The sequence below is a fragment of the Hymenobacter sp. 102 genome, assembly GCF_049949205.1.
In the GTDB taxonomy this organism is placed as follows: Bacteria; Bacteroidota; Bacteroidia; order Cytophagales; family Hymenobacteraceae; genus Hymenobacter.
This window is the reverse complement of sequence record NZ_CP188172.1, coordinates 290,359-315,522: the sequence shown is the minus strand read 5'-3', so window position 1 is coordinate 315,522 and position 25,164 is coordinate 290,359. Positions and strand designations below refer to the sequence as shown.

General features: G+C 61.8%; 20 protein-coding genes and 1 pseudogene. 7 read left to right on the top strand and 14 right to left on the bottom strand.

Features of this window, described 5'->3' with window-relative positions:
* Positions 1 to 62 precede the first annotated feature (62 nt).
* The 3 genes from ACN19L_RS01350 to ACN19L_RS01340 all read left to right on the top strand — a co-directional run bounded on the left by ACN19L_RS01350 (position 63) and on the right by ACN19L_RS01340 (position 5,039).
* Positions 63 to 2,030 (top strand): sialate O-acetylesterase, encoded by a 1,968-nt coding sequence (locus ACN19L_RS01350; RefSeq protein ID WP_426491756.1) that lies wholly within the window; start codon positions 63 to 65, stop codon positions 2,028 to 2,030.
* A gap of 63 nt (positions 2,031 to 2,093) precedes the next feature.
* Positions 2,094 to 3,542: a glycoside hydrolase family 30 protein gene (locus ACN19L_RS01345; RefSeq protein WP_426491755.1), complete on the top strand. Its 1,449-nt coding sequence runs from the start codon at positions 2,094 to 2,096 to the stop codon at positions 3,540 to 3,542.
* Positions 3,543 to 3,572: 30 nt separating this feature from the next.
* Positions 3,573 to 5,039, top strand: a complete 1,467-nt coding sequence (locus tag ACN19L_RS01340) for a glycoside hydrolase family 30 protein (protein WP_426491754.1) — start codon at positions 3,573 to 3,575, stop codon at positions 5,037 to 5,039.
* 228 nt (positions 5,040 to 5,267) lie between these two features.
* On the opposite strand, the gene bglX is transcribed toward ACN19L_RS01340, so the two are convergent.
* A complete protein-coding gene (bglX, locus tag ACN19L_RS01335; protein WP_426491753.1) occupies positions 5,268 to 7,589 on the bottom strand; it encodes a beta-glucosidase BglX in 2,322 nt (773 codons plus the stop codon).
* Between the two features lie 468 nt (positions 7,590 to 8,057).
* Between bglX and ACN19L_RS01330 the strand changes: the two genes are divergently transcribed.
* Both ACN19L_RS01330 and ACN19L_RS01325 read left to right on the top strand, forming a co-directional pair.
* Positions 8,058 to 8,387, top strand: a complete 330-nt coding sequence (locus ACN19L_RS01330) for a low molecular weight protein tyrosine phosphatase family protein (RefSeq protein WP_426491752.1) — start codon at positions 8,058 to 8,060, stop codon at positions 8,385 to 8,387.
* A gap of 44 nt (positions 8,388 to 8,431) precedes the next feature.
* A complete protein-coding gene (locus tag ACN19L_RS01325; protein ID WP_426491751.1) occupies positions 8,432 to 9,373 on the top strand; it encodes a zinc-dependent peptidase in 942 nt (313 codons plus the stop codon).
* Between the two features lie 39 nt (positions 9,374 to 9,412).
* On the opposite strand, the gene ACN19L_RS01320 is transcribed toward ACN19L_RS01325, so the two are convergent.
* The 4 genes and pseudogenes from ACN19L_RS01320 to lgt form a co-directional block, all read right to left on the bottom strand.
* Complete coding sequence (locus ACN19L_RS01320; RefSeq protein WP_426491750.1) at positions 9,413 to 9,655, bottom strand: hypothetical protein; 243 nt, start codon at positions 9,653 to 9,655, stop codon at positions 9,413 to 9,415.
* A gap of 6 nt (positions 9,656 to 9,661) precedes the next feature.
* Complete coding sequence (locus ACN19L_RS01315) at positions 9,662 to 10,066, bottom strand: RNA polymerase sigma factor (RefSeq protein WP_426491749.1); 405 nt, start codon at positions 10,064 to 10,066, stop codon at positions 9,662 to 9,664.
* 7 nt (positions 10,067 to 10,073) lie between these two features.
* A pseudogene (locus ACN19L_RS01310) lies at positions 10,074 to 10,154 on the bottom strand (sigma factor); the annotation flags it as partial.
* Between the two features lie 178 nt (positions 10,155 to 10,332).
* Complete coding sequence (gene lgt / locus ACN19L_RS01305; protein ID WP_426491748.1) at positions 10,333 to 11,346, bottom strand: prolipoprotein diacylglyceryl transferase; 1,014 nt, start codon at positions 11,344 to 11,346, stop codon at positions 10,333 to 10,335.
* Between the two features lie 275 nt (positions 11,347 to 11,621).
* Here lgt and ACN19L_RS01300 point away from each other — a divergent pair, with 275 nt between their 5' ends.
* Positions 11,622 to 13,475: a M2 family metallopeptidase gene (locus ACN19L_RS01300; RefSeq protein WP_426491747.1), complete on the top strand. Its 1,854-nt coding sequence runs from the start codon at positions 11,622 to 11,624 to the stop codon at positions 13,473 to 13,475.
* 103 nt (positions 13,476 to 13,578) lie between these two features.
* Here ACN19L_RS01300 and ACN19L_RS01295 read toward each other — a convergent pair whose 3' ends face one another.
* From ACN19L_RS01295 to recQ, 7 genes are all read right to left on the bottom strand, one after another.
* Positions 13,579 to 14,298, bottom strand: coding sequence for a GAF domain-containing protein (locus ACN19L_RS01295; protein ID WP_426491746.1), 720 nt, complete (start codon positions 14,296 to 14,298; stop codon positions 13,579 to 13,581).
* A 9-nt stretch (positions 14,299 to 14,307) separates the two neighbouring features.
* Positions 14,308 to 15,027: a pirin family protein gene (locus tag ACN19L_RS01290; RefSeq protein ID WP_426491745.1), complete on the bottom strand. Its 720-nt coding sequence runs from the start codon at positions 15,025 to 15,027 to the stop codon at positions 14,308 to 14,310.
* A 161-nt stretch (positions 15,028 to 15,188) separates the two neighbouring features.
* Positions 15,189 to 15,995: a helix-turn-helix domain-containing protein gene (locus tag ACN19L_RS01285; protein ID WP_426491744.1), complete on the bottom strand. Its 807-nt coding sequence runs from the start codon at positions 15,993 to 15,995 to the stop codon at positions 15,189 to 15,191.
* Between the two features lie 121 nt (positions 15,996 to 16,116).
* Positions 16,117 to 17,007: a hypothetical protein gene (locus ACN19L_RS01280; RefSeq protein ID WP_426491743.1), complete on the bottom strand. Its 891-nt coding sequence runs from the start codon at positions 17,005 to 17,007 to the stop codon at positions 16,117 to 16,119.
* Entirely contained in the window at positions 17,004 to 17,849 is an 846-nt protein-coding gene (locus ACN19L_RS01275; RefSeq protein ID WP_426491742.1) for a hypothetical protein, read from the bottom strand. Before ACN19L_RS01275 ends, ACN19L_RS01280 begins: the two co-directional genes overlap by 4 nt.
* A 119-nt stretch (positions 17,850 to 17,968) precedes the next feature.
* Entirely contained in the window at positions 17,969 to 18,691 is a 723-nt protein-coding gene (locus ACN19L_RS01270) for a DUF2306 domain-containing protein (RefSeq protein WP_426491741.1), read from the bottom strand.
* Positions 18,692 to 18,820: 129 nt separating this feature from the next.
* Positions 18,821 to 21,091: a DNA helicase RecQ gene (recQ, locus tag ACN19L_RS01265; protein WP_426491740.1), complete on the bottom strand. Its 2,271-nt coding sequence runs from the start codon at positions 21,089 to 21,091 to the stop codon at positions 18,821 to 18,823.
* A gap of 157 nt (positions 21,092 to 21,248) precedes the next feature.
* On the opposite strand from recQ, the gene ACN19L_RS01260 reads away from it, so the two are divergent.
* Positions 21,249 to 21,593 (top strand): four-helix bundle copper-binding protein, encoded by a 345-nt coding sequence (locus ACN19L_RS01260; protein ID WP_426491739.1) that lies wholly within the window; start codon positions 21,249 to 21,251, stop codon positions 21,591 to 21,593.
* Positions 21,594 to 21,877: 284 nt separating this feature from the next.
* Here ACN19L_RS01260 and ACN19L_RS01255 read toward each other — a convergent pair whose 3' ends face one another.
* Together ACN19L_RS01255 and ACN19L_RS01250 are read right to left on the bottom strand one after the other, a co-directional pair.
* The gene (locus tag ACN19L_RS01255; RefSeq protein ID WP_426491738.1) at positions 21,878 to 23,758 is read right to left on the bottom strand and encodes a glycoside hydrolase family 13 protein; all 1,881 of its coding nucleotides are present in this window, start codon (positions 23,756 to 23,758) and stop codon (positions 21,878 to 21,880) included.
* Between the two features lie 148 nt (positions 23,759 to 23,906).
* Positions 23,907 to 25,094, bottom strand: coding sequence for a THUMP domain-containing class I SAM-dependent RNA methyltransferase (locus ACN19L_RS01250; RefSeq protein WP_426491737.1), 1,188 nt, complete (start codon positions 25,092 to 25,094; stop codon positions 23,907 to 23,909).
* Positions 25,095 to 25,164 lie beyond the last annotated feature (70 nt).

The window sequence follows — 25,164 nt, the reverse complement described above, 5'->3', positions numbered from 1 at the left end:
CCCGGCTGCCTGGCTCCCAGCTCACGGAATTGAATACCGGCCGCCGTGGTTTCCTTCTGACAATGACTTACTCCTCCCGCTTTTCCCTGCTGGCCCTGTTCCTCGTGGCGGCCCCGCCAGCGGCCCGGGCCACGGTGCGGTTGCCCCGACTGGTAAGCTCCCACATGGTTCTGCAGCGCAGCGCCCCACTCCCATTGTGGGGCTGGGCCGCGCCGGGCGAGGCCGTGCAGGTGACGTTTCGGGGCAAAACCGCCCAGACGAAAGCGGGCAGTGACAGGCGTTGGGCTCTGACTCTGCCGGCGCAGCCGGCGGGCGGGCCCTTTGCGTTGACTATCCAAGGCACGAATACCATTCAGCTGACCGATGTGCTGGTGGGCGACGTATGGCTGGCCTCGGGCCAATCGAACATGGAATGGCCGCTGCGGGATGCGGCGGGGGGCGCGGCCGCCGCAGCGGCGGCTAATCATCCGCAAATTCGCCTGTTCAACGTACCTAACCGCGCCGAGCTACGCCCCCAGACCGAGCTGGCTGGTGGCGACTGGCAGGTGTGTACCCCGCAGTCGGCGGCCGGGTTTTCGGCGGTGGCCTATTATTTCGGGCGGGAGCTGCAGGAGCGGTATAAGGTGCCCGTGGGCCTGATTGCGGCCGAATGGGGCGGCACCGTAGCCGAGGCCTGGACCAGCGCCGAGGCCCTGCGGAAGCTACCCGAATTTCAATCCCGCCTGGCTTCCCTGGCCCAGCAAACCGGCTCTTTTGCCCAGGAACAAACCGCCTACGTCACCCGCCTCAGCACCTGGCAGCGCAGCCCCGAGGGCCAGGACCAGGGCCTGCTGCCCGGCCAGCCTACCTGGGCCGACCCCAACCTACCCACCGCCACCTGGAAAACCATGCCCCTGCCTGGCCAGTGGGAAGCCTCTACCCCGGAGCTGCACGACTTTGACGGTATCGTCTGGCTCCGCCGCGACCTGACGCTGCCGGCTTCGGCGGCCGGGCAGCCGCTCACGCTCAGTCTGGCCCAGGTAGATGATGCCGACAGCACCTTTTTCAATGGGGTGGCTGTGGGGGGTATCCGGGGCTACTCCGCACTGCGCCGCTACACGGTGCCCGCTAACCTGGTGCGCGCCGGCCGTAACGTGGTAACCGTGCGCGTAACGGACACCGGCAGCGGCGGCGGCATCTGGGGTAAACCCAGTGATATGTCGGCCACCGTGGGTGGCACCGTGGTACCCTTGGCGGGCGAGTGGCTGTACCGCCCCGCCTTCGCCCCCGGCTCCCGGCCCCGCCCACCCTACCCCGGCGGCCCCCAGAACGAGCCGACTGCGCTATTTAATGGCATGATTGCGCCGCTGCTGCCGTACACCCTCAAGGGCGTAATCTGGTATCAGGGGGAAAGCAACGCCGAGCGGGCCGAGCAGTACCAGACGCTGTTTCCGACGATGATTCAGGACTGGCGTACGCGCTGGCAGCAGCCGGCCCTGCCGTTCCTGTTCGTGCAGCTGGCCGGCTACCAATATGACCCCGACTCGCCTTCGGACCCCGACTGGGCACGCCTGCGGGAAGCCCAGCGCCAGACCAGCCGCACGGTGCCGCACACCGGTATGGCCGTAGCCCTCGACCTGGGTAATGCCGACGACATTCACCCCCGCAACAAGCAGGACGTGGGCCACCGCCTGGCCCTGCAGGCCCGCCGCGCAGCCTACTCGGATAACACCGTAACATCCTCAGGCCCCACGTTTGAGAAACTGACAACCACCGGCAACAGGCTGACGCTCAGCTTTAGTAATCTGGGAGGCGGGTTGGTACTCAAACCAACGGCGGATGGCGCTACTTCCTTCGCCATTGCGGGGCCTGACAAACGCTTCGTGTGGGCCCGGGCCGAAGTGCAGGGCAACACCGTGGTGCTACAGGCCGAGGTTGTCCCCAACCCCGTAGCCGTGCGCTACGCCTGGGGCAACAACCGACCGGCCACGCTCTACAACAAAGCCGGTTTGCCGGCCCCGCCCTTCCGCTCCGATTCCTGGTCACAGTAACCACCCTATTCCAGCGGCGCGCCTTCCGCGCCGCCTTCTGCTCCGCTTCTATTCCATTTCTCTATGAACTTATCTTTTGCGCCTACCTTCGGCCTGACAGGATTGCTGGCAGTGAGTCTACTGGCCGGCTGCGGCAAAGACGACAAGCCTGGACCCACGCCCGAGCCGCCGTTGCCGCCAGTATCCACCGGGCCTTCGCAGGTGCAGCTCTGGCTTACGACCACGAACCCAGCCGCCCGGTTTTCCAAGAGCACTACTCCGCTCAATTTTGCGGCCACCAGTAGTCAGAACACGGCCATCTTCGTGGATACCACCCAAGCCTATCAAACCATTGATGGCTTTGGCTACGCCCTTACCGGGGGCAGCGCCCAGTTGCTGCACCAGATGGGTGCCGCTGAACGAGCAGCACTGCTGAAGGAACTGTTTGCCACCGACGGCGCCAACATCGGCACCAGCTACCTGCGCCTGAGCATCGGGGCCTCCGACCTGGACCCGCGGGTGTTTACCTACGATGAGGCAGGCCCCGACCCGACCTTGGCCAAGTTCACCCTCGACCCCGACCGGCAGCACCTGCTGCCGGTGCTCAGGGAAATTCTGGCCATCAGCCCCGGCATCAAGATTATGGGCTCGCCCTGGACGGCCCCGCTCTGGATGAAAACCAACAACAACTCGGTGGGTGGCTCTTTGAAACCGGAGTACTACGCGGCGTACGCTCAGTATTTCGTAAAGTACATCCAGGGAATGAAGGCGGAAGGCGTCACAATTGATGCGGTAACGCTGCAGAATGAACCCCTGTACGGCGGCAACAACCCCAGTATGCTCATGTCGGCCGCCGAGCAGGCTGCCTTCATCCGCGACCATGTGGGCCCGGCCTTCCGGGCGGCGGGCATCACCACCAAAATTATTGCCTACGATCATAACCTGGACCGGACCGATTATCCGCTGGCGGTGCTGCGTGACCCGCAGGCCAATCCGTATGTGGACGGCTCGGCATTTCACCTGTACGGCGGCGCCATCAGTGATATGACCACTGTGCGCAATGCCTTCCCCGCCAAGAACGTGTACTTCACGGAGCAATGGACCGATGGAAATTCTCCGTTTAGTGAGAGTTTCCGCTTTCACATGAGCAACCTCATGATTGGAGCCCCGCGCAACTGGAGCCGCAACGTTATTGCCTGGAACCTGGCCTCGGACCAGAATTTTGGGCCGCACACGCCGGGCGGGTGCAGCTCCTGCATGGGCGCCGTTACCATCAGCGGCAACACGGTAACGCGCAACGCCACCTACTACACGGTGGCCCACGCCGCCAAATTTGTACGGCCCGGTTCAGTGCGCATCAACACCAATACGCCCACTAACCTGCCCAATGTGGCCTTCAAAAACCCGGGGGGCCAAAAAGTACTGCTGGTGATGAACACGGGCGGCAGTACCCAGACTTTCGACATTACATACCGGGGTAAAGCGGCCACTACCTCTTTGGAGGCCGGAGCCGCCGGTACCTACGTGTGGTAAGTCCTCATCATGATTCTTCCTTCCTTTCCCATGCAAAAAGTACTTTTTACTGCTTTGCTGGCCGCTGGTTTCAGTACGATGGCCACCGCTCGGTCTGCCACTAACAGCACCCGCAAACCCTACTCGGCTGCCGGCAGGCAAGTGCAGGTGTACACCACCGCCAGCGGCACCCAACAGCGGCTGGCGGCGGGCATTAAGCTCACGTTTCAGCAGGTGGGGCAACCCTTGGAAACCCAGCCCACCGTTTTTGTGGACCCCACTCACACCTTCCAAACCCTGCTGGGCATTGGCGGGGCACTTACCGATGCCTCGGCCGAAACCTTTGCCAAGCTCCCGAAGGCCCAGCAGCAGGAGCTTCTGCAGGCGTACTACAGCCCCACCAATGGCATTGGCTACACCCTGGCCCGCACCAACATTGCCAGCTGTGACTTTAGCAGCGGCAGCTACGCCTACGTGCAGGAGGGAGACAAGGAACTGAAAACCTTCTCGGTAAAGCACGACGAGCAGTACCGCATTCCGTTCATCAAGCAGGCCATTCAGGCGGCGGGCGGCAAGCTGCCGCTGTATGTGAGCCCCTGGAGCCCCCCGGCCTGGATGAAGGACAACAACAGCCTCGTGCAGGGCGGTAAGCTCAAGCCGGAATACCGCCAGGCCTGGGCCAACCACTACGTGAAGTTTATTCAGGCCTACGAGAAGCTGGGCATGCCGGTGTGGGGCCTCACGGTGCAGAACGAGCCCATGGCCAAGCAGCGCTGGGAGTCCTGCATTTTCACGGCGGAGGAAGAGCGGGACTTCGTGAAGAATTTCCTCGGGCCCACCCTCAAAAAGGGCGGTATGGGGGATAAAAAGCTCATCGGCTGGGACCACAACCGGGACCTGATGTTCCAGCGCGCCAGCACTCTCTTCGACGACCCCGAGGCCAGCAAGTACTACTGGGGGCTGGGCTACCACTGGTACGAAACCTGGACCGGCTCGGCCATGCAGTTCGATAACCTGCGCCGCGTGCACGAAACCTACCCCGATAAAAACCTGGTGTTCACAGAAGGGTGCGTAGAGAAATTTGACTTCAGCAACGTGCAGGACTGGACGCTGGGTGAGCGGTACGGCAACTCCATGATCAACGACTTCAACGCCGGCACCGTAGCCTGGACCGACTGGAACGTGCTGCTGGACGAAACCGGCGGCCCCAACCACGTGGGCAACTTCTGCTACGCCCCCGTTATTGGCGACACCAAAAGCGGCAAGCTCATCTACACCAACGCCTATTACTACATCGGCCACTTCTCCAAGTTCATCCGGCCCGGGGCCAAGCGCGTAGCCGTTACCGCCAGCCGCGACGTGCTGCAGGCCACGGCTTTTCTCAATACCGATGGCAAAGTGGCCGTGGTGGTGATGAACCAGACCGAGAAAGAGCAGCCTTTCCAGCTCTGGATTAAAGGCCAGGCCGCTCCCACCACCAGCCCCGCTCATTCCATCCTGACGATGGTGGTGAATTAAATTGGGGCAGTGGTACTTCCTACCCAGTGACTTCTTTTTTGGCAATACCCCATCCTGTAACAAGACACCTGGCATACATCGGCCAACAAAAAGCGCGACGCCTGCTCAGGCGTCGCGCTTTTTGTTGTTCGGCCCCCGGATTAGCGGCCTGCCCTTATCTAGCTGGCCGGCTGCTTTCCGGGAGCCCCCGCGCATTCGTCCCACACGAGGCGCAGGTTGGCCAACGGCTTACTGAGCGGCCAGCTTGAAGGTGGCCATCTGCACGTCGCGGGAGTTGCCGCCTACCATCACCTGAAAGTCGCCGGGCTCGGCTACAAACTGCAGGTCGGCGTTGTAGAACTTCAGGTCCTCGGGCGTGAGCCGGAAGCTTACAGTGCGGCTTTCCCCTTTTTTGAGCATGATTTTCTGGAAGCCCTTCAGCTCCTGCACCGGCCGCGAGATGGAGCCTACCATATCCCGGGTGTAGAGCTGCACTACTTCCTCACCGTCGTAGTTGCCGGTGTTGCGCACGGTTACTTTTACCTCCAGCGCGCCGTTCATAGCCAGGGTAGTGGTGCTCAGCTCGGGCTTGCCATACTCAAAGGTGGTGTAGCTCAGCCCGTAGCCGAAGGAGTACAACGGGTCGTTGGGCACGTCCAGGTAGCGCGACTTGTACCAGTCGGGGGTGCCGTTGGTGTAGGGGCGGCCGGTGTTTTTGTGGTTGTAGTACAGCGGCACCTGGCCCACATGCTGCGGGAAGGTGGCCGTGAGCTTGCCCGCCGGGTTGTAGTTGCCGAACAGCACATCGGCAATAGCGTTGCCGGCCTGGGAGCCCGCAAACCAGGTTTCGAGCATGGCATCGGCGTTCTTATCCTCCCAAGGCAGCGTGAGGGGGCGGCCATTCATCAGCACGATTACCAGCGGCTTGCCGGTTTTCTTCAGCGCCTTCAGCAGCTCCAGCTGCTGACCGGGCAGGCCGATATCGGCGCGGCTGGCGGCCTCGCCGGTCATACCCTGACTTTCGCCCACGGCGGCCACTAGCACATCGGCCTGCTGAGCTACCTGCACGGCCTCCCGAATCAGTTCCTCCGCGCTGCGCTTATCCACGTTCAGCTCCCCGCCGTGCTCATTCAGGCGGGTAATCATCTGCTCATCGTCGGTGAAGTTGGCCCCCTGAGCCGTCACAATCTTCACCCCGCTGCCGGCCACGTTGCGGATGCCCTGCTCCAGGGACACGGCCTGCTTCCAGTCGCCGGCGGCGCTCCAGGAGCCGATCATGTCGCGTTGGCGGGTGGCCAGCGGGCCGATAAGGGCGATGGTGCCCTGCTTTTTCAGGGGCAGGGTGTTGTTGCTGTTCTTGAGCAGCACCATGCTTTTGCGGGCAATGTCGCGGGCATCAGCAAGGAACTCCTTTTTCATCATCGTAGCCTTGGCCCGCTTCTCGTTGGTGTAGCGGTAGGGGTCTTCGAACAGGCCCAGCTTCCATTTGGCTTCCAGAATGCGGCGGCAGGCCTGGTCAATCTGGGCCTGGGTGACGGTGCCGTCCTTCAGGTTCTGGGCCAGGTTTCGGAGGAACACCTCCCCCACCATGTCCTGGTCGATGCCGGCGTTCAGGGCCAGGGCCGAGGTCTGCCGGTCGTCGCCCATGCCGTGGTTGGTCATCTCGTTGATGGCCGTGTAATCGGTGGCCACAAAGCCCCGGAAGCCCCACTGATTGCGCAGCAAATCGGTCATCAGCCACTTATTGGCGGTGGCGGGCACCCCGTTGATGTCGTTGAACGACGACATAACCGAGCCGGCCCCGGCATCGAGGGCGGCTTTGTAGGGCGGCAGGTACTCGTTGTACATGCGCACCAGGCTCATGTCGGTGGTGTTGTAGTCGCGCCCGGCTTCGGCGGCCCCGTACAGGGCAAAGTGCTTCACGCAGGCCATTACCGTGTTGTTCTTGCTCAGGTCGTCGCCCTGGTAGCCGCGCACCATCACGCGGGCAATCTGGGAGCCCAGGTAGGGGTCCTCACCCGAGCCTTCCGAAATCCGGCCCCAGCGCGGGTCGCGGGCAATATCCACCATGGGCGAGTACACCCAGTTGATACCGTCGGCGGAGGCTTCTTCGGCGGCAATGCGGGCGCTGCGCTCCATGGCCGGCAAATCCCAGCTGCTGGCCAGGCCCAGGGCAATGGGGAAGATGGTGCGGTGGCCGTGGATGACGTCGTAGCCGAAGATGAGCGGGATGTGCAGGCGGGTTTGCTTCACGGCCATTTCCTGCAGTTTGCGGGCGGCCTGGGGCGTGAAGGTGTTGAGCACCGCCCCCACCGCGCCGCGCCGGATGCTGGCGTCCACGTCCTTGCTCACTACCGGCCCGGTTACATCAAAGCCCACGGCCAGCAGGTTCAGCTGCCCGATTTTCTCCTCCAGCGTCATCTTCTGGAGCAGCTCGTCGATGAATCTGGTCATCTTCGGGTCATCAGCCGCGGGGCGGATTGTGGCGGCCGGGACCGACTGTTGGGCCTGCAACGCCGGCGTGAGCAAGCCCAATGAGCAAAGCAGCGCGTTTCGAAAAACTCGTTTCATGGGTACTAGTACAAACTGTGTGTGGGAAAGCAAGGGAGGCGCGGCAAGGCCCGGGCAGGGCCGGCAATCGGGCGCGGGCCGCCGGCAGGGGGGCCCAGCCAAGCCCGCAGCGGCAGGTCGGCTATGTACAAACCTAGCCAATCCGGCGGAGTGGCCCAAACCCGCCAGCCGGGGGGCCGGGCAGGTGCCGGCTCCGCCTTCTCCGGGTCCGGGCGGGTACGTGTGACGTAAGTGCAGGCAGGCCGTTTGCCCGGGTGCTCACGCTACCCCGGCTCCTCCTTAAATTTGCAGGTCCTCAACCAGTTACCAACCACCTAAATCCCGTTACGCGTGTGATGTAACGGGCATCGTCGGTGGCCCGAGAAGGGCTGGCAGCACCCCCATTTTTTTTGGAACAACCGGGGCCGCACCGCCGCCCGGCGTATGTTTACGGCCTGCGCCGGCTTGATTTCGCCCGGCGTTCTATTCATGAAGCTTTTATTTATCTGCAGCCAGAACCGCTGGCGCAGCCTCACGGCCGAGCGGCTGTTCGACCAGTACCCTGCCATTACGGCCCGCTCGGCCGGCACAGAGCCGGGGGCCCGGGTGCGCGTCACGGCCGGCCACCTGGGCTGGGCCGATACGGTGGTGGTGATGGAGCGCAAGCACGCCGACTACCTCCGCCAGAAGTTCCCCGATGCCCTAGCCGGCAAGCGCCTCATCACCCTGCGCATCCCCGACAAGTTTCAGTTTATGGACCACATTCTGCAGGATTTGCTGCGGGAGCGGCTCACCGAGCAGCTGGGCCTGGTGTGGTAGCCCCGCGGCAACCCCGTAGCCCGCGCCTGCGTTGAGCCTGCACCATGCCTTACCTATTTGCCGCTTTGGTAGCCGTTGTCGGCTACGCCTTCTACCACTACCTCACCCGCGAGTCCCGTCTGGAACGGGCCGCCCTGGCCACCGAATTTCCGGCCGATTGGCGGCAAATGCTCGCCGAGCGGGTGGCCTTTTACCTGGCCCTGCCCCCCGAGGCCCAACGACGGTTCGAGCAGCGCGTGCAGGTGTTTCTGGCCCGCACGCGCATTACCGGCGTTCAAACCGAGGTGGATGATACTACCCGCCTGCTGGTGGCGGCCTCGGCTATTATTCCGGTGTTCGGGTTTCCCGATTGGGAGTACGCCAGCCTGAGCGAAGTGCTGATTGTGCCCGACGCCTGGGCCCAGCAGCGTGACCCTAAAAACGAATACGTGGGCCTGGAAGGTACCTTGCTGGGCTCAGTGCAGGGCTTTCAGACCTCGCAGTACATGCGCCTGTCCAAGACCTCCCTGGAACAGGGCTTCCGCGACGCGCTGGACCGCCAGAACGTGGGTATTCATGAGTTTGCTCACTTGCTGGATGAGGCCGACGGCCAGATTGACGGGGTACCCGGCCTGGCCCTGCCCGCCGCCCTGCGCCCCGAGTGGGAGGCCGTAATGCAGCGCGAAATTGCCGCCATTCGGGCCGGCAACTCCGAAATCAACGACTACGCCGGCACCAACGAGGCGGAGTTCTTTGCGGTGGTAACGGAGTATTTCTTTGAGAAGCCCGAGAAGCTGCAGCAGCATCACCCTGAGTTGTACGGCCTGTTGCTGCTGGCTTTCCGCCAGAACCCCAAAAGCAGCTTCCTGCGCCGGGCCACCGACCCGCGTGAGTGGCTGAAGCAGCTGCGCAGCCGCCGCAAATTCGGCCGCAACTCCCCCTGCCCCTGCGGCAGCGGCAAGAAGTACAAAGAGTGCCACCAACTGCAGGAATCCGTCGCCGCGTAGCCGGGCATTGCAGCCAGCCTACTCGTCCGGATGCGTCGTTTAGCGCACAGCTGATAAAGTTGTGTCCGCATTCAGCACCAGCACTAGAGCCACCGCGGAAAAAGCGTACACCGAACGACGCAGCCATGTGGGCAAGGCGGGAGGCTGGGGCTGCTGAGCCTCCAGACGGGCCTGAAGCCGGGTAAAGAAATATGGCCGCGGCTCCGGTGGCCCCGGCGACCATGAGCGCAACAGCGTGGTCCAAGCTTCATCGTCTTCGGGCAGATTGGGGGAAGTAGACATGGCAGATTAGGCTAGATGGGGATGGAGGAATTTGCGCAGGCTTTGCCGGGCGCGAAACAGCAGGGACTCGACGGCGGGCCGGCTGATGTCCAGCACGGCGGCTATTTCCTCGTAGCTCAGCTCCTGCTCGTGGCGCAGGGTGAAAGCTACCTGCTGGCTGTCCGGCAGGCGGACAATGGCATCGAGGAGCTGCTGCTGTTGCTGCCGGCCTTCCAGCAGCGCCAGCGGGTGCTGGTCGTCGGGCCGCTCGTGCAGCACCTCCTGGTTGGCCCCCAGCAGGGAAGTCAGGAAGGCAAAGCGCTTCTTGGTCCGGGCCTTTCGCCGCTGTTTCAGCGCCTGGGAGGTGGCCAGGCGGTAGAGCCAGGCGGTAAAGCCAGGTGCTGAGGGCCGCCTCGCCCCGAAACCGGCCAATGGTCTGATAGACTTCCACGAACACCTCCTGGGCCACGTCCTCGGCTTCTTCGGGTGAGCGAAGCAGGCTCAGGGCCGTGCGGTACACAGGTCCCTGGTACCGCTCGACCAGCGTGCGGAAGGCCGCCGCCTGCCCCGCCTGCAGCTGGGCTACCAACTCCGCATCGGTGGGGAAACTACTCACGCGGGCAGCAGCTGAAGGGCCATGAAAGAGCGGGAATGAAGCGCAGGCAGAGTTTTGAGGTAAAGCATATTCATAGCGCGCCCTACACGTGGTTGGCGACTGGCAAAGAACCGATTATCCGGCCGGTTGGCAAAAGCTCGTCTACATCTCGTGGGGCGTAGCCGTACGGATTTTGCGGATTCTTGCCAGCGCGCCACAGCAGCCACAGGCCCCACAGAATGGGCGGCAGACTGAGCAGCTGGCCTTGGTTGAGCACATTATCCCGCTCAAACGCCACCTGGACCTCCTTCAGAAATTCACCCAAAAAGCGCTGCGTGAACAGCAGCACCAGAAACAGACCGAGCAGCACCCCGCGCGGGGTGCGCTCTTTGGTGCGGCTCCAGCAGTAAAAAAGCACTGCTACCAGCAGCACGCAGTACAGGGCTTCGTAGAGTTGAGTAGGGTGACGCGGCACGGCCATTAGGGAATCGGGGCCACTAGGCGCGGCGGCGGGCAGTATCTGGTGGCGGACCTCGCCGGTGGGCAGCAGCTCGGGGCGGGCTACCAGCACGGCCCCGGCCGGCAGCGGGCGGGTGGCGGGCAGCAGGTGCCCCGTGTCGCGCGGAAACACCACGGCCCAGGGCACGGTAGTGGGGTAGCCGCCAATTTCGGAGTTCATGAAATTGCCCAGGCGGATGAACGCCCCGCCAATGGCCACTACCAGCACAATCCGGTCGAGCACCCACAGCACATCAAACCGGTTGTTGCGGGCAAACAGCCAGCAGGCCAGCGGAATGCCCACTGTAGCCCCGTGCGAAGCCAGCCCCCCGTGCCACACTTTCAGCACTTCCAGCGGATTGTGCAGCAGCATTTCGGGCTCGTAAAACAACACGTGCCCCAGGCGTGCGCCCACCACCGTGCCCACCAGCACATAAAGGGTCAGCACATCCACCCAATGCGGCGAGACTCGCTCGCTACGGAAAATATGCCGGAATACGGGCGTGCCCACCACAAAACCCGCCATAAACAACAGTCCGTACCAACGCAGCGCGACCGAACCAAGCTGGACAATGACGGGGTCCGGACTCCAGACCAGGTAACCAAGCAGAGAAGTCATAGGAAGCGGCGGAAAAAAGGTAGCTCCGGGCCGGAGCAATGGAGGCAGCAAGAGCACTGTACTGCCTTGGGACCCAACTGCCGCAGAAACTTGCGGTGCCTACCAACTTTTATTTTCCGGCGGGCCCGGTACCCTTGCATTTCCTGCAGCCCGATGGTCTGCCGCTGACTGAAAAACCTTGATTCTGGCTGGTTGTCGGCGGGCGTTTCTCGTCTCCTTTTGGTCAGCGCCGGGCAGTGTACCTTTACGGACGTTCCAGTTATTTTTCCTGCCCTATGAAACGCTACCTCCTGCCTACCCTCACGGCCGCCGTGCTGGCCTCCTGCGCCCCCACGGCCAAAACGCCTACGGCAACCGCTCCCGATACCACCCGGTCGGAGCCGGCCACCCAACCCACCGCCCCTTCGTGGCCGGAGCAGGCCGAGGCGTTCCTGAAAGAGTATTCAGCCGAGTACGTGCGGCTGTACACGCAGTCCACGGAGGCCGAATGGCGCTCCAATACGCGCATTGTGGCCGGCGACACGGCCAACGCCGGGGCTACCGCCCGGGCCAACGAGCGGATGGCGGCCTTTACCGGCTCTACCCAGAACATTCAGCGCCTGCGGGAACTGCTGGAGCACAAGGCCGAGCTGTCCGACCTTCAGGTGAAGCAGCTGCAAACGGCCCTGTACAACGCGGCCAACTCGCCCCAGACCATTGCTGAGGTGGTGAAGCAGCGCATCAAGGCCGAAACCCAGCAAACCGAGAAGCTCTACGGCTTCGACTACAAGTACCAGGGCAAATCGGTAACTACCAACGACCTGGACGAGCTGCTGCGCAAGGAAAACAACCCACTAAAGCGCCAGCAGATCTGGGAGGCCAGCAAGGCCATCGGCCCCACCCTCAAGGACGGGCTACTGAACCTGCGCGACCTGCGCAACCAGACGGTGCAGGCCCTGGGCTACCCCGACTACTTCAGCTACCAGGCTTCCGATTACGGCCTGAGCCGGGAGGAGATGATGACGCTGGTGCGCAAAATCAACGAGGAGCTGCGCCCCCTGTACCGGGAGCTGCACACTTACGCCCGCTACGAGCTGGCCAAAAAGTACGGGGTGAAGCAGGTGCCCGACTACCTGCCCGCCTCCTGGCTGCCCAACCGCTGGGGTCAGGACTGGAGCGCCATGGTAGACGTGAAGGGCCTCAACATTGACCCCGTGCTGGCGAAAAAAGGCCCCGAGTGGCAGGTGCAACAGGCCGAACGGTTCTACCAGAGCCTGGGCTTCCCGGCGTTGCCCGGCTCGTTCTACGAGAAATCGAGCCTGTACCCACTGCCCAAAGGCGCGACTTATAAAAAGAACAACCACGCCTCGGCCTGGCACATGGACCTGAACCAGGACGTGCGCAGCCTGATGAGCGTGGAAGGCAACACCGAGTGGTATGAAACCACCCACCACGAGCTGGGCCACATCTACTATTACCTCACCTACACCAACCCCGAGGTACCGCCCCTGCTGCGCGGCGGGGCCAACCGCGCCTACCACGAGGCCATGGGCTCCCTCATGGGCCTGGCCGCTACTCAGAAGCCTTTCCTCGCGGGCCTGGGCCTGGTGGACGCCAAAGCCAAAACCGACCAGACGCAGACGCTGCTGAAAGAAGCCCTGAACTACGCCGTATTCATCCCGTTTGCTTCGGGGGTGATGAGCGAGTGGGAAAACAGCTTCTACGCCGATAAGCTACCCGCCGACCAGCTCAACGCCCGCTGGTGGGCGCTGGCCAAGCAATATCAGGGCATTGTGCCCCCGACTACCCGCGGCGAGCAGTTCCTCGACCCGGCCACCAAAACCCACATCAACGACGACCCCGCGCAGTACTACGACTACGCCCTCTCGTACGTCATCCTGTTCCAGCTGCACGACCACATCAGCAAGCAGATTCTCAAGCAGGACCCGCACGCCACCAACTACTACGGCAACAAGGAAGTAGGCGCGTTCCTGGCCGATATCATGCGGCCCGGGGCCAGCAAGGACTGGCGCACCGTGCTGAAGGAAAAAACCGGCGAAGACCTCTCGGCCCGCGCCATGGTGGAATATTTCCAGCCGCTGATGACCTACCTGAAACAGCAAAACAAAGGCCGTAAGTACACCATGTAGCAACCCGGTCCGGAAGCCGGATTCCACTAGGCCAGAATCGGCCCTACACCATGACGACCAACCTGTGCGGGCTGGTCGTCATGGTGTAGGGCCGATATTGGTTTTAGACGGCGTGTGAAGCGGCTTTCATGCGGCGGTCCAGCACCTTATCCACGCCAGCCAGACGGCGCTGCACCAAGTCCAGCACCTGCTCGTCGTCGAGGTTAATCCCGTTGTTACGGGTGGACAGGTAGCGGGTCAGGGCGGCGTTATCGTCCAGCGTGGCTGACAGTTCCTGTTGAGCAGCCTCCCACTCATCTGCCAGGTCAGCGTTCAGATATTGAAACCGCAGCTCAATAGTCCGGCTTACCAGATCGGCCAGGTGCTTCAGCACTTCTTCTTCAACCGTAGTCAGGGTCCGGTACTCGCGCCCAATTACCGCCATCATACCAATGCGGGCCCCGTTGGGCATCTGCAGCGCCGACCCGGCGTAGAAGTTCAGGCCCAAGGCCTGGGCCACATCAGGCTTAATCAGGCGGCAGCTTTCGGCCTTATAGTCGGAGGTGATGATGGGCGTATCTAACAGAATAGCAGCTGAACACATGCTTTCCTCGCGCGGCAGCCCCGGTACGCCTTCGGCCCCGGCTACTGCCTTGAAATGCACGTATTCCTCATCCACCAGCGAAATCAGGGAAATTGGGGTGTTGAACAGCTGCGCGGCCCAGGCTACGTACTCGTCAAAAATTTTCTCAGGCGTGGAATTGGCAATCTGATACAGATGCAGCGTACGAAGACGGGTTGCCTCGTTGGCCGGTACCAGTTGGCCGGGAAAAGCAGAAGTCATGCAGCAGATTTAGTAATTGGCTTCGCTGCCGGGCAGGTCAATGAGGATAAACTGGGCATCGGCAGTTGCCTGAATTTCAAGTACGTGTTCGTCCGTTGCCCGGATTTGATCATTGGGTCCGATATCGACGCCGTTCACGTAGAGTTTACCCTCTTTCACGTACAGGAAGGTGTTGCGGATGGGAAATGTTTTAAATCTTACTGATTTCTCTTCCCGCAGATTGCACCAGTACACGGTGCTGTTAGAATTCATATACACCACGTCCTCCAGCACCTTCTGCCCCGAAACCAGGGGTACCAATTCGTTTTTGGTATCCAGAAAATCTACGTCTTTCTGCTCGTAGCTCGGGGCCAGATTCTTTTGGTTAGGCAGAAACCACAGCTGATACAGGTGCACCGGCTGCTCAGTCTGGTTCAGCTCAGAATGGGCCAGGCCGGTGCCGGCCGTCATGCGCTGCACTTCGCCTTTCGTGATGGTGCGCTTGTTGCCCATCGTGTCCTCGTGGGTCAGCTCGCCATCCAGCACCAGGGTTACTATTTCCATTTCGGAATGCGGGTGTTGAGGAAAGCCGGCGTTGCCCTGCACCGTATCATCGTTAAACACCCGTAAAGGCCCGAAATGCACGTTTTGCGGGTCATAGTAATCGGCAAAGCTGAACAGGAAGTAGCTGTTGAGCCAAGCCACGGGTGCGGCGTGATGACGGTCGGTGGAGGGGATTAGCTTGAGCATCGGGAGTCTGGTTGATGGAATACCCCGCTGTACGCAAGCAATGCACTTGCGGTTAATAGCAGCCGCGCAACCAGAACCAGACCGGCGCGATGGGCAGCCAGCAAAAAAGCCTCCGGGTAGGGAGGCTTTTTTGCTGAATAACGAGCGGTATAGGCTCGTGCTTAAACCTTTTTCATTGTTGAGACCTGCTGCTGCAGATCCAGCACAATGCTGGCCAGCCGGTTCAGCGAGAGGTCGGCAATGGGGAAGGTGCTGCTGATGTAGGCTTTCGCCTCCCAGATTTCCACCACATCCTCCACCTCAATCTCATAGGGCGAGTACAGCGTGTTGTCGGAGTGCAGCGTGAGGCGGGCGGCATCCTTCAGGCGGTTGAACACACGCTTGAACACAATGCCCTCCTTGCCCGACACTACAATGCAGGGCGTCCCATCCTTAATGCTCAGCCAATCATCCACGTAGCGGCCCACAATAACGGTTCCGCTGGCAATGGGCAGCATCGAGTCGCCGGCAATTTCGAAGGCGCGGTAGGTGCCGGTGTTGCCCAGCATGGGCAGCCGGAACTTGGGCAGCTCCTCCAGATACTCCGGGTCGGCGTAGCCGTTGAGGTAGCCGGCGGCAGCTTTCTGGGGCACCAGCTCAATGTTTTCGTTCTGGTCCCGGTCTACGGTCAGGGCCAGAATACGCAGGCCGTTGCCGCGGTTGCTCTGCTCGGCGGCGGCCTGAGCCGTTTGGGCCTGTAGCTGCGCGGCGGCCTTGGCGTTCTTCTTTTTAGTGAAGTCGGTGGTTACCAGCGCATCCAGGGTAATACCGAACAGGCGGGCCATATTTACCAGCGTGGTTAGCTTGGGTTCGGCCCGGCCTTCTTCGTACGCACCCACGAGGGAGCGTTTGATGCCAAGTTTTTCGGCCATCTGGGCCTGCGTGAGGCTCAGCTCGCGCCGCCAGAATTTGAGGTTGGTGTTAATCATAACGCAGGGGAGCCGGGGAATAGGGCTGCGACGGCAAGCAAGTACCGGCTCACGAAGATACGAACCCGTTTACGCGAATACTAATTCAATTAGCCGAAATTTTTACTAAAATTTTAGGCGACTACAACTTGGTTTCCGACGCAGCTACCGGATTCGCCCACCATTCCTCCCCGCTCCAGTAGCCGCTCCAGCCCAGCCGGGCGTATTGGGGATTGAACTCGGGCATGCGCTGGCCCAGGGTGAAGCGCTGGAATACCCGCGTGCCGTAGAGCAGAACGTCCTGTACGAACACCACCCGCCGGGTATGACCCGTGGCGTAACTCGTCCAGACGCCCTCAAACTTTGCATTCCCCCCTTTGGCCCCTTCCGTAAAGCGCACCGACTGCGGCATGTAGCGCCCATTACGGCACTGGGCCAAATCAATATCCACCAGACCATACAGGTAGCCGTTGCCTGGCTGCCGGGGCTGCGCCCAGCAGAATGCCCCCCGAATGGTATAGCTGGCTACGGTTTCAAAACCCGGCGGCGGCGGAAACGCGCCCAGCAGCCCTTCTCCGTCCGATTCACTTACCTGGTATGTTTCGAGGTTGGGCTCAGTGGGCCGGCGGGGAGCCAGTCGCCGCATCCGGTTGAGTACTATTTGCCCGGTTATTGGCTGGATATTTTCCCGATAACGGGTTTTCCCCTTCAGCGTCCACACATTCAGGCTGCCCGCCACGGGCTGCAGGTCCTCGAACAGCACTTCAATCCGGCGGTTCTCGGGCCCGGAAAAGCCCTGCATAGCCATGTTCGGAAAGTTAGGCGCATCCAAGTACTCGACGTACTCAGTAAGGGGATGCCGGGCCAGGAAGCGCCGGAGCGCGGCCGTAGAGCCCGAATCGGGTACGGGTAAGGATACGTTGCCAAACTCAGCCCCTACCACCTGCACCGGCGCGGGGTTTACCCTGGGTACACTGGCGGAATTGCAGGCCCCCAGCCCCAGGCTGAACAGGATGTACCCGCCGGCTCTCATATTCCGGCGCTGCTATCAGCTGCTACGTCGGCACTGCTATGGGCCGTTTCGACTTCCGTGACAGTTAGTTGCCCCGGTTCAGCCCACCATTCTTCATTTTGCCAGTAAGTGTCCCAGCCCAGCTTGGCGTATTTGGGGTTAAAATCCGGGTCCCGCTCACCAATCAGGAAGTTTCGTAAAATATCCTGCTGGTACTCAAAAATATTCTGAACCCAGAGTACGGGTTTTTGCTGCTTGGTTTCCGAATTCGTCCAAGTGCCATCGAACACGACATAGCCACCCCGGGTGTTTTGCTTGTCGTCCCGGCAATAGGGGCGTATTTCGCCCCCATCCCCCACCGCAAAATCAACCAGCACTTCGCCTTTAAAAACGCCGGCTCCTTTATAGCTCGCCTCTTCCCGAAGGGTAAAGGTGCCCAAGGAGGAATACGCGTTTACGGCGTTGACTTCGGCCAGGTACTCCTTGCCGTCCTTGGCCGGATAATACTCGGGTGCTTTGGTGAGGGGAGTCTGCCCACCCAACTGCGTGAACAGAATGTCGCCCTCAAACGGCGTCACGGCCTTCTTGAACCGGTTTTTACCCTTCACAAAATAGTGCGCCGGATTGGCGGGGTCACGGCGCACTTCCAGCAGGGCAAACTCGATGCGGTAGTGGTCGGGGCCGTAGAAGCCGTTCATCACCTCGTGGTCGTCGGGCTCCTTGGCAATCAGGCTGCTCAAATCGTATTCTGCAAAAAACTTCCGTTCCTCCGCCGACAGAGTGGGAGTGGCTACCGAGGCCGCCGCCGTGGGTGTAGTTTGAGTGGCTACAGCGCTGGAATTGGCGGCTGGAGAAGAAACCATGCTGGCCGGTTTTTGCTGGCAACCAGCCAACAGAACCACTAAAAGGGCTGAGTAATAGGCGAAGCGCATTGGTAAGGCTGATAGCGTAGTGTGAGAGAATTAATAAAGAAATATACAGCTTATACTATACCCTCCGCAACCAGTGGCCGTTGCCGGGTCAGTACAGGAGCAGCAGCTGGCCCAAACGCCCGCAGGTACCAGCGGCCCAGGCCGGCCTGTACCAGCACTTCGACCAGTAATAGGTTGCCCACCCAGGAAAGCCACACCACGGTCAGGTAGGTTTCGATGGGCCGGGTATGGAAGAAGTAGTACAGGCCGTAGCTTTCCAGCCGCAGACTCATGGCGGCCAAGGTTACGGCGTAGGCGCGCAGCATCCACTCGCTGTGCAGCAGCCAGCGCCGCTGCCGGGCCATGCGGTATGCCTGCCAGGTCACCAGCCACCATACCACACATTGCAGGGTAAATCCCACCTTAGCCGAAAGCCCGCCATTGGCATACAAAGCCAATACCAGTCCCGAAGGAGCCGCCAGGGCCAGAATGCTCACTACATACACCTGCCCCAGCCGCCGGTGCAGGCGCGGCCAGCGGCGGTACACAGCCGGCACCAGCTGCACGAGCCCCGCTACCAGCACCCACCAGCTACTGGTGATGTGCACGTAAAACCCCACCCGAAACCACAGGTTGTCATTTACGGCGGCCGGCTTGGTAGTCAGGAACAAAATGCCCTTCTCGAAACCCAGGTACGGCAGCACCATTGTGAGCATCCGCAGGCTGAAAGCGGCCACCGCCAGAAACGCCAGCACTTGCACGGAGCGTTTCAGGAGCGGGTAGAGAGAAAGCATAAGTAAAGACCTGAGCGAGACAGAATAAAGCTAGAAAATTCCATCGGTAGAATCAGACCGGCCCTGGACACCTTCCGGAGAGGAAAGTATCCAGGGCCGATGCGTTATAACTGACTTTGGAGCTCTGCGCTACTCACCCCGCATCCGCTTGAAATACAGCAGTGCCAGCCGCAACCGGAAGTAATCGTACTGCTCCCGCAGGTGGTCGAACAGGTCGCGGAGCATGGGGCTGCCGCCGAGCTGGGCCTGGGCCGTCTGGATTTCGGCCAGCTCCTGGGGCTTCAGAAATTCTTCTATCCGCAGGGCCAGGCCTTTGGCGTAGCCGGTGGTCAGGTGGGTTTGCACCGTAGAAACGGCCAGGTCGCGGCGCTCGGCAATGGCTTCCACGCTCAGGCCCATGCGGTGCAGCTGAAACGTGGTTTCCAGGGTGCCCGTGGTTTCGCCGGCCGGCTCGGGGGCGGCCTTGGCGGCCCGCTTGCGCGGGGCCCGGGCCGGAGCTGCCGCATCGAAGCCCAGATCCGTTGGCACATCGTCCTCGTCCAGGTCGGCCAGGGCCGCGGGGTTGCCGCCGTGGGCCAGCACTTCCCGGATGAAGGCCTCGCCGTAGTTCTCGAACTTCTTCATGCCCACCCCCGAAATGGCCAGCATGGCATTGCGGTTGACGGGGCGCTCCACGGCCATTTCCTGCAGGGTGGTATCCGTGAAGATAACGTAGGGCGGCACGCCCTGCTCGTCGGCAATGCGCTTGCGCAGGGCACGCAGAGCCTCGAACAAGCCCGCTTCGGGCGTGGTGGCGGTGGCTTTGGCCGCGGCGGCTTTGCGGCCTTTGGCAGGCTTCTCGGCTTTTTCGGCGGGCTGGAATTTCTTCATGGATACCGGACGCTGGCCCTGCAGCACTTCCCGGCCTAAGCTCGTCATTTTCAGCGCGTAGCCTTCCTCATAGGCAATGTACAGGAGGCCGTCGTTGAGCATCTGGTGCACGTAGCTGTACCAGTCCAAGTACGGCAGGTCACGGCCTGCGCCGTAGGTTTTGATCTGGTCGAGGCCCTGGCTGAGCACGGCCTGGTTGCGCATGCCCCGCAGCACGTCAATCAGCAGGCTGATGCTGAGCCGCTCCCGCCCCCGCACCACCGCCGACAGCGCCTTCTGGGCTAGCTCGGTGCCGTCGAAGGTGGTGGGCGGGTTGCGGCAGATGTCGCAGTTGCCGCAGTCCTGGGGCAGGGTTTCGCCGAAGTAGTTGAGCAGGATTTTGCGGCGGCAGCCAGCGGCCTCGGCAAACTGCTGCATGCGCTCCAGCTTGGTGAGGTTGAGCTGGGTAAGGTTGGGGTTTTCCTTGGTGAGCATGTCGCGCAGGCTCATCACGTCGGCGAAGCTGTAGAACAGCACGGCCGTGCCCGGGGCCCCGTCGCGGCCGGCCCGCCCGATTTCCTGGTAGTAGCCCTCAATGTTCTTGGGCAGGTTGTAGTGAATCACCCAGCGCACGTTGCTCTTGTCGATGCCCATGCCGAAGGCAATGGTGGCCACAATCACCTGCAGATCATCCTTGAGGAAACCTTCCTGCACGGCGGCGCGCTGGTTGGGCGTCATGCCGGCGTGGTAGAAGCCGGCCTTCACGCCCTTGGCCTGAATTTTCTGGGCCAGGGTTTCGCACTGCTTGCGCGAGAGGCAGTAAATGATGCCCGACTCGCCGGGGTGGCGCTCCAGAAACTCCAGGATGCCGCCCACGCGGTCCTGGCCCGGCCGCACAATCAGGTTGAGGTTGGGCCTATCAAACGACGAGAGAAACACCCGCGGATTGTTCAGGCGCAGCTGGGTCTGGATGTCGCGCTGGGTGAGGCGGTCGGCGGTGGCGGTGAGGGCAATAATGGGCACCTGCGGAAACTGCTCGCGCAGCACCCGCAACTGGGTGTACTCAGGCCGGAAATCGTGGCCCCAGCTGGAAATACAGTGGGCCTCATCAATGGCGAACATGCTGATGCGCAGCCGACGCAAAAACGTCAGAAAGCCTTCGGAGAGCAGCTTTTCGGGGCTCACGTACAGCAGCTTGAGGTAGCCGTTGAGGCAGTCGGCGGCAATGTTGTTCTGCTCGCTCTGGCCCACGCTGCTGTTGATGTAGGCGGCCGAAATGCCGTTGGCCTTCAGGGCCTCCACCTGGTCCTTCATCAAAGCAATGAGCGGCGACACCACCACGCACACGCCTTCCTGCACCACGGCCGGCACCTGAAAGCACACCGATTTACCCCCGCCCGTGGGCATGAGCACCACCGTATCCTGCCCGCTCAGCACGTTGCGGATGATGTCTTCCTGCATGGGCCGGAAGGAATCATAGCCGTAGTACTGCTTAAGGACTTTACGGGCTGATTCGAGCGTGGGAGCGAGTGGTTCGGCGGCAAATAACATGGGGTAAAGATACGGCTAAAGCGGGCGGGGTAAAAGCAGGAAGTTAACCCTGCCCGGGCGAAAATGGTACACCCAGCCGGCCCGAATCGTGCACGACCATGGCTCCGGCCAGCTACGTACAACCTGGCATTCCTCTTTCCTTCATCCTTTTTCCTCCATGACGAACTCCCCCGCCTCCGCCACCCAGAACCAGACCCTGCTCGACGCCCTCAACCGCTGCGTAGCCGCCTGTGAGCACTGCGCCACCGCCTGCCTGGGCGAAGAGCACGTGCAGCACATGACCGACTGCATCCGCCTCGACCGGGACTGCGCCGACATTTGCGCGCTGGTAGCCCGCCTCGTGGCCCGCGGCTCCGAGCACGCCAAGCACCTCATCAAAGAGTGCATTGAGGTATGCACGAAATGCGCCAACGAATGCGCCAAGCACAACCACCCCCACTGCCAGCAGTGCGCCGCTGCCTGCCGCGCCTGCGCCGAGGCCTGCCAGCAGTACGCGGGGTAAGTGAATGTCATTACGAGGAGGTACGATATTCCGCGCATCAAGCGGCGTCAATCCGTCCTTTTCCGTGCTCCCAGCCCTGACCTGTTCGCAAACCTTATGCTGAAGACATTTCGCGTCTCCCGTTAGAACGATGTGCATTACCGTTCAACGACGAGACACGAAGTGTCGCGTTTCTACACCTAAAAGCCCCTGACGTGTACACGTCAGGGGCTTTTGAATAGGTTGGGGTTTTGCGCTCTGTAGAGGAAGGATTGCTTCGCTCTGCTCGCAATGACGGTTTTTGGTTACTTCATCAGCTCCAGCACTACGGCCGTTTTGGCGGGCAGCTGCAGGGTTTTGAGGTCGGAAATGGTTTCGCCGGTTAGCACGTTGCGGGCTTTGGTGAAGCCGGCCATGCGCTCGGCGAAGCGGGCGGTGGGCAGGCTGGCGGCTGTAGAGGTGGTGTTGGAGGCCACCATCACGGTGCCGGCGTCGGCGTAGCGGAAGTACACGTACTGGCCGTTTTCGGGCAGGTATTGCATCAACTTGCCGGAGCTGAGCACCGGGTGCGTTTTGCGGTAGTTGGCCAGGGTGCTTACGAAGCGGAAGGCGTCGTTTTCGGCCTCGGTGCGGCCGGCGGCCGTGAACTTGTTCTGCTGGTCGCCGGGGAAGCCGCCGGGGAAGTCGCGGCGCACTTCGGCGTCGGAGGGGTCCTTGAAGTTCTTCATCAGAATTTCCGTGCCGTAGTACATGCTCGGGATGCCGCGGGTAGTCAGCAGCCAGGTCAGGCCCATTTTATACTTGGCCACGTCCTCGCCTACTTCCGAGAGGAAGCGGTTGTGGTCGTGGTTGTCGATGAAGGTCACGAGCTTGGTGGGGTCCTGGTACACGGCATCCTGGGCCAGGGCCTGGTACACGCGCTGGGCGCCGTTGTCCCAGCCGGTGGCGCCGGGCGTGCCCACTTCCTTCAGGCCGGCCAGCATGGCGTTTTCCAGCACGAAATCGAGGCCGCCGGGCTGGTTGGACTTGAAGGAAAAGTCAATCTTGTTGCGCACGTAGTAGGCCTGGTCCACAATGCTGGTCACCGACGACTCCCCAAAAATGTGAATCTTGGGGTACTCCTGCAGCAGGGCCGCGTTGCAGCGGTTCATGAAGGGCTGGTCGTTGTACATGTAGGTGTCGATGCGCCAGGCATCCACCCCGAAGTTCTCCACCGTCCAGAGGGCGTGCTGGATGAGGAAGTTGGCTACGTAGGGGTTCTGCTGGTTGAGGTCGGGCAGGAAGGGCACAAACCAGCCGTCGAGTGTCACCTTGCGGTCAATCTGGGCGGCGTGGGGGTCGGTGATGGGTTGCTGGCGGTAGCTGGTGTTGGTGTAGGCGGGCCACTGGTGCAGCCAGCTTTTCATGGGCAGGTCCTGGATAAACCAGTGGTTGTTGCCGATGTGGTTGTACACGGCATCCTGCACCACTTTCAGGCCCATACCGTGGGCTTTCTGCACGAAGGCCTTATAGGCCGCGTTGCCGCCCAGGCGCTTGTCCACGGTGTAGTGGTCGGTGAAGCCGTAGCCGTGGTAGGCCGAGCGTTTGGCCCCGCCCTCGTCGGTGAGGCCCTGGTTGTTTTCGATGACGGGCGTAAACCACACGGCCGTCACGCCCAGCTCCTTCAGGTAATCGAGGTGCTGCGCGGCCCCCTGCAGGTCGCCGCCGTGGCGCAGGAAGGGGTTGGCGCGGTCTGAGTTGGGGTCGGCCATATCGGCAAACTTGTCGTTCGAGGGGTCCCCGTTGGCAAACCGGTCGGGCATGGCCAGGTAGATGAAATCCGCCTGCGTGACGCCCTGGGCTTTCACCGCGTTGTCGCGGGCCTTCAGCTCCCAGTTCTGGGTCACGGTTTTCGTGCCCTTCTTGCCCACCAGCGCCACCTGCCCGGGTTTGGCCGTGGGCGCAATTACCAGGTCGAGGAAGGCGTAGTTGGGGTTCCCGACGGTGTTGGTTTTCACCAGCTTCACGCCGGGGTAGTTCACGGTGTAGGTGAGCGTGCCGGCCTGGGGGCCGTACACCAGCACCTGCACAGTGTTGTGCTTCATACCCACCCACCAGTTGGTCGGGTTCAGGCGGGTGATGGACTGGGCCGCGGCGGTAAATGGCAGCGCGGCGGCCAGCAGCAGCGTGTAGAGCGTCTTTTTCATCTTCGGGGGAAATTGGGGACCGGAAGATACGGGGTCGACGAGGTTTCTCGCAGTGTAGCGCAGTGGAAAGGCGCAGGGTTTCGCAGTGGTCCGTTGAACGACACTGCGAAACCCTGCGCCTTTCCACTGCGCTACACTGCGAGAAATATTACTCAGGCTTGCTCACCTTGCGGGTGCCTTGGTACAGCTCGTATTTCAGCAGGCGGCAATCAATGGGGCCGTTGTAGAGCGGGATGCGGCGGCTGGCTTTCAGGCCGATGCGCTTGGCGGCCTCCAGGTTGCCGGTGAAGATATAGGCGTCGTAGCCCTGGAACCCCGATTTGAGCGTGTCGCCGATGGTTTTGTAGAGGGCATCCATTTCGGCCTCCTCCCCGATTCGCTCCCCGTAGGGCGGGTTCATGATGACGATGCCAGGCTCCTCGCGGGCCGGGGCCTTGGCCTCCTTCACATCGCGCACCCCGAAGCGGATGTAGTCCTCCAGGTCGGCGGCGGCCACGTTCTGGCGGGCCAGCTCAATGAACTCGCGCGAGAGGTCGGAGCCGGCCAGGTAGGCCTGGGGCTCCTCGATGCGGGCCTGGCGGGCATCCAGCTGCACCGATTCCCAGAGGGCGGCGTCGAAATCGGCCCAGTTCTCGAACCCAAACTTGCCTTGGTGGTAGAGGCCGGGGGCAATGCGCTGGGCAATGAGGGCGGCCTCCGTGAGCAGCGTGCCCGAGCCGCACATGGGGTCGATGAGCGTCTTTTTGCCGTCCCAGCCCGCCAGCAGCAGCAGGCCGGCGGCCAGAGCCTCGTTGAGCGGGGCCACGTTGGTTTGCTGGCGGTAGCCGCGCTTGTGCAAGGATTCGCCGGAGGCGTCGAGGCTGAGCACCACCTCGTTCTCAATCATGTGCAGGTGCAGCCGGATATCGGGGTTCTTCACGTCCACGCTGGGGCGCGAGCCGGTGCGGTTGCGGAACTGGTCCACAATGGCATCCTTAGTGAGCTGGGCCACAAACAGGGAGTGGTCGAAGGTGGACTTGTTGACCACGGCCGTAATGGCAAACGTCTGGTCGGGCCGGATGTAGCGGCTCCAGTCGATACGGCCGACTTCGCGGTACAGGCTTTTCTCGTCGGCGGCGTAGAAGCCGGCGAAGGGCTTGAGGATGCGCATGGCCGTGCGGCACCACAGGCAGGCTTCGTAGAGCAGCTGGGTGTCGCCTACGAACTCAATGGCACGCTGGCCCACTTTCTCAATTTTGGCCCCGAGCTGGCGCAGCTCCTCGGCCAGCACTTCTTCCAGCCCGAACTGGGTGGTGGCGGTCATGTAGAACGGGGCAGAGCGGCGGTTATCGGGCATGGGGTGGCAGTAGAGTGAAGCGGCAAAGGTCGGGAATACGGCCGGGGCAACCTAGCTGGCCGGCGGGCCT

Coding starts and splice junctions, on each gene's coding strand:
- ACN19L_RS01345 (WP_426491755.1), top strand. CDS start 2,094: ATGAACTTATCTTTTGCGCCTACCTTCGGCCTGACAGGATTGCTGGCA.
- ACN19L_RS01275 (WP_426491742.1), bottom strand. CDS start 17,849: ATGGTTTCTTCTCCAGCCGCCAATTCCAGCGCTGTAGCCACTCAAACT.
- ACN19L_RS01280 (WP_426491743.1), bottom strand. CDS start 17,007: ATGAGAGCCGGCGGGTACATCCTGTTCAGCCTGGGGCTGGGGGCCTGC.
- ACN19L_RS01260 (WP_426491739.1), top strand. CDS start 21,249: ATGACGAACTCCCCCGCCTCCGCCACCCAGAACCAGACCCTGCTCGAC.
- lgt (WP_426491748.1), bottom strand. CDS start 11,346: ATGACTTCTCTGCTTGGTTACCTGGTCTGGAGTCCGGACCCCGTCATT.
- ACN19L_RS01350 (WP_426491756.1), top strand. CDS start 63: ATGACTTACTCCTCCCGCTTTTCCCTGCTGGCCCTGTTCCTCGTGGCG.
- ACN19L_RS01330 (WP_426491752.1), top strand. CDS start 8,058: ATGAAGCTTTTATTTATCTGCAGCCAGAACCGCTGGCGCAGCCTCACG.
- ACN19L_RS01270 (WP_426491741.1), bottom strand. CDS start 18,691: ATGCTTTCTCTCTACCCGCTCCTGAAACGCTCCGTGCAAGTGCTGGCG.
- ACN19L_RS01295 (WP_426491746.1), bottom strand. CDS start 14,298: ATGACTTCTGCTTTTCCCGGCCAACTGGTACCGGCCAACGAGGCAACC.
- ACN19L_RS01325 (WP_426491751.1), top strand. CDS start 8,432: ATGCCTTACCTATTTGCCGCTTTGGTAGCCGTTGTCGGCTACGCCTTC.
- bglX (WP_426491753.1), bottom strand. CDS start 7,589: ATGAAACGAGTTTTTCGAAACGCGCTGCTTTGCTCATTGGGCTTGCTC.
- ACN19L_RS01340 (WP_426491754.1), top strand. CDS start 3,573: ATGCAAAAAGTACTTTTTACTGCTTTGCTGGCCGCTGGTTTCAGTACG.
- ACN19L_RS01285 (WP_426491744.1), bottom strand. CDS start 15,995: ATGATTAACACCAACCTCAAATTCTGGCGGCGCGAGCTGAGCCTCACG.
- ACN19L_RS01250 (WP_426491737.1), bottom strand. CDS start 25,094: ATGCCCGATAACCGCCGCTCTGCCCCGTTCTACATGACCGCCACCACC.
- ACN19L_RS01320 (WP_426491750.1), bottom strand. CDS start 9,655: ATGTCTACTTCCCCCAATCTGCCCGAAGACGATGAAGCTTGGACCACG.
- ACN19L_RS01300 (WP_426491747.1), top strand. CDS start 11,622: ATGAAACGCTACCTCCTGCCTACCCTCACGGCCGCCGTGCTGGCCTCC.
- ACN19L_RS01290 (WP_426491745.1), bottom strand. CDS start 15,027: ATGCTCAAGCTAATCCCCTCCACCGACCGTCATCACGCCGCACCCGTG.
- recQ (WP_426491740.1), bottom strand. CDS start 21,091: ATGTTATTTGCCGCCGAACCACTCGCTCCCACGCTCGAATCAGCCCGT.
- ACN19L_RS01255 (WP_426491738.1), bottom strand. CDS start 23,758: ATGAAAAAGACGCTCTACACGCTGCTGCTGGCCGCCGCGCTGCCATTT.